This is a genomic window from Microbacterium sp. 8M, from assembly GCF_902506375.1.
Lineage (GTDB): Bacteria > Actinomycetota > Actinomycetes > Actinomycetales > Microbacteriaceae > Microbacterium.
The window spans coordinates 3,639,495-3,652,240 of sequence record NZ_LR733284.1 but is presented as its reverse complement, the minus strand read 5'-3'; the positions used below and the strand labels follow the sequence as shown (position 1 = coordinate 3,652,240).

Below are 12,746 nucleotides of genomic sequence, written 5' to 3'. Positions count from 1 at the left end.
AACCTTTCATGTAGTAACCGATTGAAGCGGTTACTACACTGACAGAGCGCTGCATAACCTGTCAAGCAAGTTAGGCGGCCGAGCCGATACCTGTTAGAATGGTTACGTGATGCACGCGTTCCCTTGTGGCACTCTGGCCCTCGACTTCGTTGGCACGCTTCGCGCGCGCCGCGATCTGCAGCCTCGAGAGATGCTTGGAGACGCTCAGGCGCTCGACGCCTGGTTCGTTGAAGCTGGCGTCGTCGATGAAGCACCCGGAGCGCGCGAATCAGACTTGACGAACGCGGTGCAACTGCGAGAGGCGATCTACGACATCGCTCTCGCCCGGTTGCAGGGGACTCCGTTGCCCAGCAAGCCCACTGCGCTGCTCAACCGATGGGCTCTAGCGGCTCCCGTGCGGCTGACTCTTGACGGCGGCACGGTGCGACGGGAGGGGGGCAGCTCGGAGGGGCTCGCGACTGTGGCCCGGAACGCTGTCGAGCTCTTCGGCGGCGACGACGCAGCGTTGCTGCGTGAGTGCGGTCGCCCAGGATGTACGCAGGTGTACGTGGACCGCTCGCGGGGAGGTCGCCGGGAGTGGTGCTCCATGCGTACGTGTGGTAACCGCGTCAAGGCCGCTCAGTTCCGCGCTCGCCATCGCGGTGCTTCCGCGAACGCGTCTTCCTAGGGTGTCGACGGGCAGCTGGCAGGTCATCACGGGCTTCACTGTCTAGGGGTCGAGAGTTTCTTTATATCGTGAAAGAATGCGGAGGGCTCCTGATAACGGAAGGCAACGATGCTTCACCGCACTCTTCTCGCAGACTCCTGGTCGCTTGATGTCCTCTCGCCGCTGGCGGAGGAAAGCCGCCTGACGGTGGACCGGCTCCCGCTCGACGTGACGGTCCCGGGCACTGTACACACTGACCTCCTCACTGCCGGATTGATCCCGGATCCGTATCTGGATCTCAACGAACTCGACCTCACGTGGATCGGCCGGACGTCATGGATCTATCGACGAACCATCTCGGTCCCCGAGCGGTCGCACACTCACACCGATCTGGTCTTCGGGGGGCTCGACACTCTCGCCACGATCACGATCGACGGGAAGGTCGTGTTGACGACGGCCAATATGTTCCGCACCTATCGGTTGCCGCTCGCTGGGTATGCGGGACGCACGATCGAGCTCGCGGTGGCTTTCGAATCCGCGTGGCGACCGTTCGATCAGGCCTCCGAGGACGACCGCGCGGCGTATGGGGCTGCTTCGTCTTTCGTCCGCAAGATGGCGTGCAACTTCGGATGGGACTGGGGCCCTTCTCTCGTGACCGCGGGGATGTGGCGCCCCGCGGTGCTCGAGACATGGAGGGCCGCTCGACTTGCAGACGTCCGCCCCAGCGTGACCGTCGACATCGAAGAAGACAAGATCATCGGGCGTGTGAATCTGACGGTGGAGCTCGAACGTGATCCTGCAGAGCGCCTGATCACGGTGGAGATCGATGTGGCGGGACGGACGCAAACCGCGCGGAGCGAAGCGTCATCCCGTGTGATCGTGTTCGATGTCGAGGTGCCACTGGAGCAGTCCGACCTCTGGTGGCCGCGCGGTTATGGCGAGCAGCCTCTCCATGACCTCGCGGTGCGCGTCCGAGACGAGGTTTCGGGAGAGGCGCTCGACGAAACGGTCCAGAGGATCGGGTTCCGCAACAACACCGTCGACATGACGCCAGATGCCGACGGCACGCCGTTCGTCTTCGTCGTCAATGGCACGCCCATTCCCATCCGCGGCTTCAACTGGATTCCCGACGACTGCTTCCCCCACAGAGTGGACCGCGCCCGCATCGACGAACGACTCGCCGCCGCAGTGGAGGCGAATGCCAACATGATTCGCGTCTGGGGCGGTGGACTTTACGAGAGCGACGACTTCTACGACGCCTGCGACGAGCTCGGTCTTCTGGTGTGGCAGGACTTCGCTTTCGCGTGCGCACCGTATCCGGAGACACGCGAGTTGCGTGACGAGATCGAAGCGGAGGCACGAGAGAACGTGACGCGTCTCATGCGGCATCCGTCGCTCGTGCTGTGGAACGGGAACAATGAGAACTGGCTCGGATGGGACGACTGGGACTGGAAGCAGCGGCTGGCGGGCCGGTCTTGGGGCTCGGCGTACTATCTCGATCTTCTGCCGCGTGTGGTCGCGGAGCTCGATCCGCCGGCGACCTATTGGCCGGGGAGCCCGTATTCGGGCTCGCCCGACGTCTACTCCAACGACCGATCACACGGTGTCGTGCACCTGTGGGACGCGTGGAACTCGGAGGGGTACGCCGTCTTCAGGCAAGATCGACCGCGGTTCGTATCGGAGTTCGGATGGCAGGCGCCTCCGGCGTGGCGCACGCTCACCGACGCGGTGCACGACGATCCGATGACTCCCACCTCGCCAGGTGTGCTGCATCACCAGAAGGCGATCGACGGTAACGGCAAGCTGTCCCGCGGGCTCGCCCCCTATTTCGACGAACCTACGGACATGGCGGACTGGCACTGGGCCATGCAGCTCAATCAGGCAAGGGCGATCCGCTTCTCGGTGGAGCATTTCCGCTCTCTGCGGCCGTTGAACATGGGGGTCGTCCTCTGGCAGCTCAACGACTGCTGGCCGGTTGCCTCGTGGGCCGTGGTCGACGGCGCCGGGCGACGTCGCCCGGGATGGTACGCGACCCGTGACGTCTACGCGCCCCGCCTGGCGACGATCCAGCCTCGAGGTGATGGCCTCGCGCTCGTTCTCGTGAACGACACAGCGGTCCCGTGGAGCGGGCAGGCGCACATCCGCCGAGTCGGGTTGGACGGCGAGCAACGGGCGATCGAGTCAGTCACTTTCGTGACGGCCGCAGGCCAAGCGACGGAGATTCCTCTCGGGGAGGCGGTCACCCGCGCGGCGCAGCCTGATGCGGAGCTCATCGTCGCCGATGTTGATGGAGCGCAACGCGCATGGTGGTACTACGTGCCGGACCGGGAGCTCGCATACCCTGACCCGGGGCTGTCGGTACAGCTCGTCGAAAGGCCGTCTGAGAATGAAGGAATGCTCACGGAGGTCATCATCCGGGCCGAGAACTTCGTCCGTGACCTGACCATCCATCCTGATCGCCTCGGCGAGCATGTCACCGTCGATCGGATGCTCGTCACCCTGCTTCCCGGAGAGACCGGAGTCTTTCGTCTTGCGGGGGTGATCGACGCTGCGAGCGAGGAGGGGGTCGTTGCGGCCATTCGGCATGCGGGAGATCTCGTCGAGCGTCGAGTGGGCGAGACCTTCGAAGTTCCCTCTTCCTGACGGCGTGCAGGGCAGGGTGCTGTGCTGCGCGGCGATGTTGGGTCGCGCAGAGTGCTCAGGTATTGAGCGATCGCGACCTGATCGCGCTTGGTGAGATGCCGGAGCGTCAGCTGTTCGATGCCGAGGTGCGGAAGGCGCCGCGCCTGCCGCTTACGACAGGGTGACGCGGCCGCGCCCGATCATGCAGTACGCGAGCGGATGAAGTTGCCAGCGGATCCCGCGAGGGGCTTGTCCGCGCCTTTCGGCACTCAATGCTCCGAGGGGCGTAAACCGCGGAAGCAGATGTCGACAACTCGATCGCGCTGCCCGTCCGCGGGGTAATCGGCCAAGCCGATTCCGTTCAGCATGCGCATCACATCGTCCGCGCTGACGTCCGCGCGAACTTCGCCAGACGCTTGGGCCGCGGCGAGCAAGGGCTCGGCGGTTGCGTAGATCCGGCGCCGCGCAGCGAGCACGAGCTCGGTGTCGTGTGCCATTTCTTCCGCGAAAGCGCGTTTGCCGATGATGAAGAGCACGAAGCGCCGCAACCATTCCTCGAGAGCTTGTCGCGGGTCATCCGGCGCGGCGCGCGGCTCGAGCAGGTCGTCCACCTGCTTCGCGTAAACCGCTTCGAACAGGGCGGCGCGGGAGGGGAAGCGGCGGTGCATCGTGGCGCTACCGACCTCCGCACGACGGGCGATCTCCTCGAAAGGCACGTTCGCTCCAGCTGTCGCGAACAGCTCCGTCGCAGCCGCAACGATCGCCTGGTAATTGCGAAGCGCGTCGGCGCGTAGTGGGCGGCTAGTCGTCATGGTACGTGCTCCTTCAGATCTAAGTGGTGGGTAGTCTCCGTTTACGTCTATAATCGGAGACACCACCCCACTTATCCTAAGGAGATCACATGTCAACCGCCACGCCCACGCCGCGTTGGAGGCGAACCGTGGTGCTGGCCCTCATCATGGGCGCACAACTGATGCTGGTGTTGGATACCTCGATCGTGACGACTGCACTTCCACGTCTCATCACCGATCTGGGCTTCACTCCCGCTTCGCTGTCCTGGGTTCAGAACACCTACGTACTCGCCTTCGGAGGCCTTCTCTTGCTTGGTGCGCGCATCGGCGACCTCGCCGGACGGCGGAGAGTATTCGTTGTCGGGGTTGCGGTCTTCGCGGTCGCGTCGCTGATGGCGGGTCTTGCCACCAGCGCGCCGATGCTGCTCATCGCGAGGGTGCTGCAGGGAGCCGCGTCAGCGTTTGCGATTCCCTCCACGCTGGCACTGCTGGTGGATGCCAACCCCGAGCCGGAGCAGCGCAGCCGCGCAATCGCCATCTACAGTGCCGTCATCGGTGCCGGCGCAAGCGTCGGCATCATCGCCGGGGGATTCTTCACCGATCTGTTGTCGTGGCGATGGGGGCTGCTCATCAACGTGCCGATCGGCCTCATCGTCATCATCCTCGCTCCGATCTTCCTCAAGGAGACCGCTCTCAAGCGCGGGGGGTTCGACCTCGTTGGCGCGCTCATGATCACCGTGGGCATGACCGCCCTCGTCTACGGCCTCATCGAGACCAGCAGCTTCGGCTGGGCGTCACCGCTTGCGCTCATCTCCTTTGTGCTCGCCGCGTTGCTGGTCGTGTCGTTCGTCTTCGTCGAGAGAAGGACGCGCGAACCGATCGTGCCGCTGAATCTGTTCGCGAGCGTGACCCGATCCGGTGCATACATCGCTCGCATTCTCACGGTCGGTGCGATCTTCTCCACGTTCTTCTTCCTGAGCCAGTACCTTCAGGAGGTCCTGCAGTTCTCCGCACTCCTTGCGGGCCTCAGCTTCATCCCCCTGACCGGAATGTTCTTCGGGACGGTGTACGCCGTCGGCCCGCTCGTGAAGAAGTTCGGCCGCGAACGGCTCTTGATCGCCTCGCTCGTCGTGGCGCTCATCGGCATGGCCTGGCTGTCCACCCTGGGCGCAGACACAGCGTTCTTTCCGGGCATCGTTCTGCCGTTGCTCGCGCTCGGTGTAGGGCAGGGCCTGGCGATCATCCTGCTCACGCAGCTCGGCATGGCCGACGTTCCGACCGAACAGGCGGGCGCAGGTTCCGGCCTCGTCAACACTGCGCACCAGCTCGGTGGATCGGTCGGACTCGCCGTCCTCACCGGTCTGTTCGTCGCCGCTGGTGGATCCGGTGCGAGCGCCGCGGTACAGGTTGCCGGCTATCAAACCGTGTTCCGCGTCGCCGCGGGCTTCTTCGCGCTGGCCATCGTTGTCGCCGTGGTGATGCTGTCGGCTGCCCGGCGGGCTCTGGAGGCTCAGGCGCCTGGCTCGCTCCAACGTGTGCGCTCTGCACCGCCGCATCTTGATGAGGCGGAAGGGATGATGATCCGCCAAGAGCCTGCCGCAACCATGCAAGCGCCGTCTTGCGAGCGTGGCTGAAGACCACCAGCCGAAGCTTCAGGTGTCGAGTCCTTTGAGTGAGACGACGCCGTACTCGCGTGAGTCCCAATCGGCGTCGTCCATATCGACTGGCGCGACAAGGTCTGAACAGTCGATGTTGCAAAACGGATCCTCGGGGACTTGCCCCTTGAGCTCCATCGTGACGAGGGTGGGCGAAGTGGTGACGGCTGGAGGTTGCAACATCCCCGCGTCTCGAGAAGGGCCTCGATGACCTCAACGAGTCGCGGATCGATCTTCGAGACGACGACCTCGCGGTCCTCTTGACATCCGGATCCACCCGGCCTAACGTACAACCAAATGGTTGTACGAAATGAACTGAGCGATGAACAGATCGACCGTGTGTTCCAGGCCCTCGCGGCGAGCACGCGGCGCGACATCCTGCGCCGCACGATCGCCGAGGAGCAGTCCGTCTCCGCACTCGCACGCGACTACGACATGTCGTTCGCGGCGGTGCAGAAGCACGTCGCCGTGCTGGAGGCGGCCGAGCTCATCATCAAGCGCGCCGAAGGACGCGAGCGGCTCGTCCGCGCGAATCCGGAGATGATCGCCCGCGCTCGCGCCCTGCTGGCTCGCTACGAGGAGCTGTGGCGCTCCCGGATCTCCCGCCTCGACGATCTGCTCGCCGAGGACGCCCCCGAACCCGGATCCGACCCCCGCGGGTCCGAGAACTGACCGACAGAACCGACCGACAGAGAAGACACAGAAGGAGAGTGACATGCCTGTCACCGACGTGATCACCGATCCCGAGAACCTGACGCTGACGATCCTCGCCGACTTCGCCGCACCGGTGGAGCGGGTGTGGGCCGCCTACTCCGACCCGCGCCAGCTCGAGCGCTTCTGGGGCCCTCCCGGCTGGCCGGCCACCTTCACGGAGTTCGACCACACGGTCGGCGGCTTCGCGCAGTACCGTCTCACCGGTCCGCGCGGCGAGAAGTCGTCCGGGCGGTGGGAGTTCACCCGCATCGAGGCGCCCACCATGTTCGAGGTGCTCGACTCGTTCGTCGACGACGCCGGGCAGCCGATCGACGGCTTCCCCGCGATGCGGATGCGCCTGGAGTTCTCGCCGACCGCCGAGGGCACCCGGATGACCGGGACCAGCCACTTCGACTCGGTCGAGGCGCTCGAGCAGGTCGTGGCGATGGGCGTGATCGAGGGGACGAAGGCGGCGATGGCCCAGCTCGACGCGGTGCTGCAGGATCTGCGCGACTATGCGCAGGGCAAGGGCACGCAGCTCGAGGTGCTCGACGACACGCACGTGCGCATCACGCGCCTCGTCGACGGTCCGCAGGAGCTCGTGTGGCGCGCGCACACCGATCCCGAGCTGATGAAGAAGTGGCTGCTCGGTCCCGACGGTTGGGAGATGACGGAGTGCGTGGTGGCGACCGAGCCCGGTCAGACGTACCGCAACTCCTGGGCACCGGTCGGCGACACGGCAGGGCAGCCCTTCGGCTTCGAGGGCGAGGCCCTGATCGTCGAGGCTCCCGGCCGCATGGTCACCACCGAGAAGATGCAGGGCACCGAGGGCCCGGTCACGCTGAACGACCTCTCCCTCTACGAGGAGGACGGCGCGACGCTGATCACCCTGCTCGTGGAGTACCCCGACGCCGCCACTCGCGACATGATCCTCGCCACGGGCATGATCGACGGCATGGAGGCCTCGTACGCCCGCATGGAGGACCTCGTCCTGGTCTGACGGACTCGAACGCGGGGGATCCCGGTCGTCTTCGCCCGCTCGGGCGGGGATGCGGCCGGGATCGCCTGCGTTGTGCTGCGATCGACCACCCCGCCGACGCGCGGCGCCTGGACGCGGTACGGTCGAGGGATGTCCGCCGTCGTGGTGAAGATCCTCCTCGTCGTGGCCGTGCTGATCCTCGTGGCGGCGGCCGTGTCGAGGATGCGCGGGCGTCGTTCGGTGGGTCCGGTGCGGCAGCGCATGCCGGTGTTCGTGCTGCTCGTGGGGATCCTGTTCGTCGCGGTGGGCGGGCTGATGGCGCTGTCGTCGTTCACGGCCGATGACACGGCCGGGCTGCTCTGGCCGATGCGGATCGCAGCCGTGGCGATCGTGCTCGGCGGGGCTGCGTTCCTGCTGATGTACCGCAACTTCTACGTCGAGCCGCGTGCCGACGAGATCGCCTTCCGCACCGTGTGGGGCCGGGAGGGCGTCATCGCCTACGCCGACATCACCGAGTTCGTCGTTCGCGCCTCGGGCGGCCGGTTCCGTCTCACGGTGCGCGCGGCGTCCGGCCCGCGGCTGCGCCTGAACCCGAGGATGTACGACGTCTCACCGCTGCTGCGCGCGAACGAGTTCCGGCAGCACAACGGACGCTGGCCGTTGCGCGGCGAGCTGCACGGCGGAACCGGCGCCGTCCCACGCTGACGCTGACGTTGGCGCCCCGGCCCGCTCGCGGCCCGCTCCACGCCGAGCCACCCCCTTCTGTGCGGGCCACCCCTTTGCGCAGCGCGCGGAGCGGGGCGGCTCGGTGACAAGGGGGTGGCTCGGGGGTGGACGGCGCTGTGGCTCGCCTGGGTGGCTCACTTGGGTGGCGCGGGCGTGGACGGCGCCGCTCCGCGGCCCGCTCGACGCCGAGTCACCCCCTTCTGTGCGGGCCACCCCTTTGCGCAGCGCGTGGAGCGGGGCGGCTGGGTGACAAGGGGGTGGCTCGGGGGTGGACGGCGCTGTGGCGCGCCTGGGTGGCTCACTTGGGTGGCTCGGGGTGGACGGCGCTGCGGATCGCCTGGGTGGCTCAGGGGAACCGCGGTGGAGCTCACGGCCGTCGGCGATCCCGGATCCGCCGTTCTCGGACCGGCGCTACCGGACGTCGGCCGTGCGTGCTTCGATGACGGCATGGACACCGCAGATCGCCTGAGCGCCGAGACGCGCACGGTGTGGGCGACGGCGCTCTGCCTCGCCGTGGGCACCCTCGCCGGTCTCGCTCTGCTGCAGGGTCCGCCGCGGCCGCTGACCGGACCGGGGTCGCTCAGCCAGCCGGTGGCGGTGATCGCCGCCGTGATCGCGGCCGCCGCGTTCGTCGTCAGCACACTGCAGCACCGCCGTGGCGAGACGGATCCGATGCCGCCGTGGCAGACCGCGGTGTCGCACATCTCGGCGGTCGCACTGACCGTGGTCTTCGCGGCGGTGACCGCGCTCGGCGTGCTGCTGGCTGGGCTCGTGTTCGGCGCGGGGTTGCACGACTTCACCGCACCGGCGCTCGGCGGCGCGCTCATCGCAGGCGTGGCCTCGGCGATCGGCGGACGGTTCGCATACAGCGCCGGCGTCGGTCTGCGCACCCGCGACCTGGCGGCGCTGCTGTTCGGGTTCCTCACGATCGGCACCCTGTTCGCGATGGGCACGGCGGCCGATCCGCTGTGGTGGCAGCAGAACTTCTCGCAGCTCGGCCTCGGCGTCGGCGGGTGGGCGTTCAACGGCACCCTCATCGTCGCCGGCCTGTTGTTCGCCACGGTCGGCTCCTACATCGGCCGCGACCTGCACCGGCTGCTCGGCGATGCGGCCCTGCAGAGGATCGCCGTGGTGGTGCTGCTGTGGGCCGCGACCGGGCTGGCCCTCGCCGTGGTCGGCTTCGTGCCGATCGAGCGGAACCGGGTCGTGCACTGGATCGCGGCGGTCGCCACGCTGCTGCTGTTCGCGCTCGCCGCCGTGATATCGGCGAGGGCGCTGCCCGGTCCGCCGCGGGCGCTCCTGATCACGACAGTCGGCCTGGGCGTGCTGCTCGTGGGGGCCGTGGTGCTGCACTGGCCCGTGGGGCTGTACTCGTCCACCGGCCTCGAGGCGATCGCCGTGGGGCTCGGCCTGGTCTGGATGACGACGTTCGTGCGCGTGCTTGCCGTGCTCGTGCCGGACCTGCCCCGGGTGTCCGCCCGGACGACGCTCTTGAAGGGGTGACTACGGCAGCGCCTCACTGAACGTGACTCCACTTCATGCATGAGACATCACGTCTGACGAGGAGTGCCAAAAGTGGCGTCTCACGAAGATGGAGTGGCACCCGGGCGCACAATGGACGCATGGGCATGTTCACGCAGAAGCCGCAGGAGCCGAGCGCGTGGGCCGCGCTGCCCGGCGAGCCGCTCGACCGCGACGACGACCTGCTCCCCGCGCCGGCGGCGGATCCGCTCGGCCTCGGGCTCGGCGCGGCGACCTCGTCGACGAGCGTCGCGATCCCCGTGCCGCCCGCGGATCCGGACGCGAAGGACTGAATCTCACGGCACGTCCCGGCTCCTGAGCGACTGGATCCTGAGCGAGCGGATCCTGAGCCCGGGATCCTGAGCCCGGGATCCTGAGCCCGGGATCCTGAGCGAGCGGATCCTGAGCCCGGGATCCTGAGCCCGGGATCCTGAGCCCGGGATCCTGAGCGCCCGTGTCCCGGCGCCCGAATCCTGAGCACCCGGATCCTGAGGCCACGGATCCTGAGCGCCCAGTTCCCGAGCCCGGATCCCGAGCGCCCGGATCCCGGCGCCCGGATCCCGAGCGAGCGCAGCGAGGCGAGAGCGCTCAATCACCGGGCGCAGCGCCGGAGTCGGCTTCCCGCACGGCCTCAACGAGGTCGCGCCAGGGGCCCTGCAGGTGCTCCTCCGGGATCACCTGTTCGTGCCGCACACGGCGGACGCGCACTTCGATGCGCCAGACGAAGCGGTCCGCGCCGGTGCCGGGCGGAGGCTTCTCGTCCCAGGGGCACCGATCGACGAGACCCATCCAATGCCGGGCTTCGTCGCCCACGGGCTGCACGCTCCAGCGTCGCGTCATCCCGGCGATCCCGCCGCTGCGGGCGACGCGGATCGCGACGCCGTCGTCGCCGGCGGCGTCGCTGTCGGAGGGCACCCCGACGGGCTGGTCAGGCTGCGGAGCGCCCATCACCCGTCGCCTTGATCACGCCCACCGACGCCCATGCCATCCGAGCCGCATCGCCGACCGCGGTGCTCACGTCATCGGCCTCCTTGATCGTCGCCTTCGCGAACTGTTCGAACGTCGCCGACGACGACAGCCCTCCGCTCAGGGCCCGGTACCAGACGGATCCCGCTGTCTCCCACGCCTTGCCGCCGAGCTCCACCGCGAACAGGGCGAAGGCCCGGTTGGGGATGCCGGAGTTGATGTGCACGCCGCCGTTGTCCTCGGTGGTCTTCACATAGCCGCTCATGTCGGCGGGCTGCGGATCCTTGCCGAGCTCCGGATCGTCGTAGGCGGTGCCGGGATGCAGCATCGACCGTAGGGCCTTGCCGTGCACCGCCGGCGTGAAGATGCCCGCGCCGATCAGCCAGCTGGCCTCGTCGGCGGTCTGGTCGAGCAGATGCTGCTCGGTGAGGGCGCCGAACACGTCGGCGAGCGACTCGTTGAGCGCCCCGGGCTGACCCTGGTACTCCAGGCCCGCCGTGTACTGGACCACGCCGTGCCCCAGTTCGTGCCCGATCACGGTGGTCGAGCCGGTGAACCCGCGGAACACCTCGCCGTCGCCGTCGCCGAACACCATGCGCTCGCCGTTCCAGAACGCGTTGTCGTAGTCGGTTCCGTAATGCACCGTCGCGTCCAGGGGCAGGCCCTTTCCGTCGACCGAGTTGCGCTGGAAGGCGTCGAGCAGCATCTGGAAGGTCGCGCCGAGCCCGTCGAACGCCTGGTTGACCGCGACGTCGGCGACGGTCGGCTCGTCCTCCGTGCGGACCACGACGCCCGGCAGGGTCTCCGTGTTGTGCGCATCGCTGATGGTGCGGTTCGGTGCGGCCTCGACCGTGGCCACCAGGGATCCGTTCTCGTCGATCGACAGCCGCAGCTGAGACCGGTGCTGCGCGGGAGCGGGCGCGATGAGCGTCTGCCGCGCCGCCTCTGCGGCCTGCGAGTAGCGCTCCGACTCGGCCAGCTTGGCCAGCAGATAGGACGGGATGATCCCCTGGTGCAGGTGCGCCACCGCCCTCGATCGGCTCTCCTGAATCGTCATGACGCCCTCCGTTCCGCTCCGTGTCTTCGACGATACGCCGGCCCGCCGACATCGGTGCGGTAGGCGGAGGGGCGGTCCTCAGTGCCGGGGTGACGTGGCCGGGGATCCGCCCCTGAGTTCCTCGAGCGCGTCTTGATAGGCCCGCCCCGCGCCGGCGAAGTAGCGCTGCAGCGCTTCCCGCTGCTCCACGGAGAAGGATCCGATCAGTTGCCCGATGGGCTCCCGCACGCTGGCGAGGATGCGGGTGAGCTCGGGCGGCACCGATCCGCTGTGCGCGACGAGCACGCGGCGCCGATCCGCCGGATCCGCGACCCGTCGCACGTGCCCCGCCGCCTCCAGGCGATCGATCAGCCGCGTGGTCGCGCCGGTGCTCAGGCCCAGACGCCGCGCCAGCTCGCCGCTGGTCAGCGGGCCGTCGAGGTCGAGGATGCTGACGGCCTGGTAGTCGCTGCCCGCGAGTCCCACGGCGTCGGCTGCCGCGAGATGGAACAGCACGAGAGAGGCCAGGTAGTGGCGGTAGTCGACGGAGAGGGCCTCGGGCGTGCGGGCGGGGTCGGTCATCATGGATCCCTTGCGATTTATCTGCATACGTGCAACTATTGCGTCTGTACAACCGATTCTAGTTGGAGGAACCATGCAGACGTCCGGACTCGCCGACCACATCGATGCGCTCGACCCTGAGGACCTTCAGGGCATCGACGCGCTGCTGGCCGCCCTGCGGGGCACCTGGGCGCGCGGCGACGCCGCAGCGTACGCCGACCTGTTCACGCCCGACGCCAGCTACGTCATCTACGTCGGCGGGATCTCGCTCGGTCGTGCCGCCATCCGCCGCGACCACGAGCCCGTGCTGGGGAAGTGGCAGAAGGGGTCGCGCATGGAGATGCGGGTGCTCGACGTGTCGCCGATCGCGCCCGGGGTGGTGCGCGTCCTCACCGAGGGCGGCGTCGGCACGGGCAAGCGGGTGCCGCTCGACAAGGTGCAGACCTACGTGCTGGTCCGCGGCGAGGAGGGGTGGCGCTGCGCCGCCTTCCACAACACGAAGAAGAACCGCCTCTTCCTCTGGCTGAACGCCCGCGCGACGCGGTGAACG

General features: G+C 67.8%; 13 protein-coding genes. 9 read left to right on the top strand and 4 right to left on the bottom strand.

Annotation, left to right across the window (positions count from 1 at the left end; translation table 11 throughout):
* The first annotated feature begins 109 nt into the window (after positions 1-109).
* Both AERO9AM_RS17155 and AERO9AM_RS17150 read left to right on the top strand, forming a co-directional pair.
* Positions 110-667: a CGNR zinc finger domain-containing protein gene (locus AERO9AM_RS17155; RefSeq protein ID WP_201298731.1), complete on the top strand. Its 558-nt coding sequence runs from the start codon at positions 110-112 to the stop codon at positions 665-667.
* Between the two features lie 108 nt (positions 668-775).
* Entirely contained in the window at positions 776-3,289 is a 2,514-nt protein-coding gene (locus tag AERO9AM_RS17150) for a glycoside hydrolase family 2 protein (RefSeq protein ID WP_159577240.1), read from the top strand.
* Between the two features lie 248 nt (positions 3,290-3,537).
* Here AERO9AM_RS17150 and AERO9AM_RS17145 read toward each other — a convergent pair whose 3' ends face one another.
* Positions 3,538-4,080, bottom strand: coding sequence for a TetR/AcrR family transcriptional regulator (locus AERO9AM_RS17145; RefSeq protein ID WP_159577239.1), 543 nt, complete (start codon positions 4,078-4,080; stop codon positions 3,538-3,540).
* 89 nt (positions 4,081-4,169) lie between these two features.
* Here AERO9AM_RS17145 and AERO9AM_RS17140 point away from each other — a divergent pair, with 89 nt between their 5' ends.
* From AERO9AM_RS17140 to AERO9AM_RS17115, 6 genes are all read left to right on the top strand, one after another.
* On the top strand, positions 4,170-5,693 hold the full coding sequence (locus tag AERO9AM_RS17140) for a DHA2 family efflux MFS transporter permease subunit (RefSeq protein ID WP_159577238.1): 1,524 nt from the start codon (positions 4,170-4,172) through the stop codon (positions 5,691-5,693).
* Between the two features lie 318 nt (positions 5,694-6,011).
* Positions 6,012-6,386 carry an ArsR/SmtB family transcription factor gene (locus AERO9AM_RS17135; RefSeq protein ID WP_159577237.1) on the top strand — a complete coding sequence of 125 codons (375 nt, stop codon included), beginning with the start codon at positions 6,012-6,014 and terminating at the stop codon, positions 6,384-6,386.
* Between the two features lie 43 nt (positions 6,387-6,429).
* Positions 6,430-7,407, top strand: a complete 978-nt coding sequence (locus tag AERO9AM_RS17130) for an SRPBCC family protein (RefSeq protein WP_159577236.1) — start codon at positions 6,430-6,432, stop codon at positions 7,405-7,407.
* 129 nt (positions 7,408-7,536) lie between these two features.
* Positions 7,537-8,091 carry a hypothetical protein gene (locus AERO9AM_RS17125; RefSeq protein WP_236602666.1) on the top strand — a complete coding sequence of 185 codons (555 nt, stop codon included), beginning with the start codon at positions 7,537-7,539 and terminating at the stop codon, positions 8,089-8,091.
* Between the two features lie 468 nt (positions 8,092-8,559).
* The gene (locus AERO9AM_RS17120) at positions 8,560-9,615 is read left to right on the top strand and encodes a DUF998 domain-containing protein (RefSeq protein ID WP_159577235.1); all 1,056 of its coding nucleotides are present in this window, start codon (positions 8,560-8,562) and stop codon (positions 9,613-9,615) included.
* A gap of 119 nt (positions 9,616-9,734) precedes the next feature.
* Complete coding sequence (locus AERO9AM_RS17115; RefSeq protein WP_159577234.1) at positions 9,735-9,926, top strand: hypothetical protein; 192 nt, start codon at positions 9,735-9,737, stop codon at positions 9,924-9,926.
* A gap of 295 nt (positions 9,927-10,221) precedes the next feature.
* On the opposite strand, the gene AERO9AM_RS17110 is transcribed toward AERO9AM_RS17115, so the two are convergent.
* The 3 genes from AERO9AM_RS17110 to AERO9AM_RS17100 form a co-directional block, all read right to left on the bottom strand.
* Positions 10,222-10,581, bottom strand: a complete 360-nt coding sequence (locus tag AERO9AM_RS17110; protein ID WP_236602665.1) for a protealysin inhibitor emfourin — start codon at positions 10,579-10,581, stop codon at positions 10,222-10,224.
* Complete coding sequence (locus tag AERO9AM_RS17105) at positions 10,562-11,656, bottom strand: M4 family metallopeptidase (RefSeq protein ID WP_201298672.1); 1,095 nt, start codon at positions 11,654-11,656, stop codon at positions 10,562-10,564. Before AERO9AM_RS17105 ends, AERO9AM_RS17110 begins: the two co-directional genes overlap by 20 nt.
* A 78-nt stretch (positions 11,657-11,734) precedes the next feature.
* Positions 11,735-12,217 (bottom strand): MarR family winged helix-turn-helix transcriptional regulator, encoded by a 483-nt coding sequence (locus AERO9AM_RS17100; RefSeq protein WP_159577233.1) that lies wholly within the window; start codon positions 12,215-12,217, stop codon positions 11,735-11,737.
* Between the two features lie 73 nt (positions 12,218-12,290).
* On the opposite strand from AERO9AM_RS17100, the gene AERO9AM_RS17095 reads away from it, so the two are divergent.
* The gene (locus AERO9AM_RS17095) at positions 12,291-12,743 is read left to right on the top strand and encodes an SgcJ/EcaC family oxidoreductase (RefSeq protein ID WP_159577232.1); all 453 of its coding nucleotides are present in this window, start codon (positions 12,291-12,293) and stop codon (positions 12,741-12,743) included.
* The last annotated feature ends 3 nt before the right edge of the window (positions 12,744-12,746 follow it).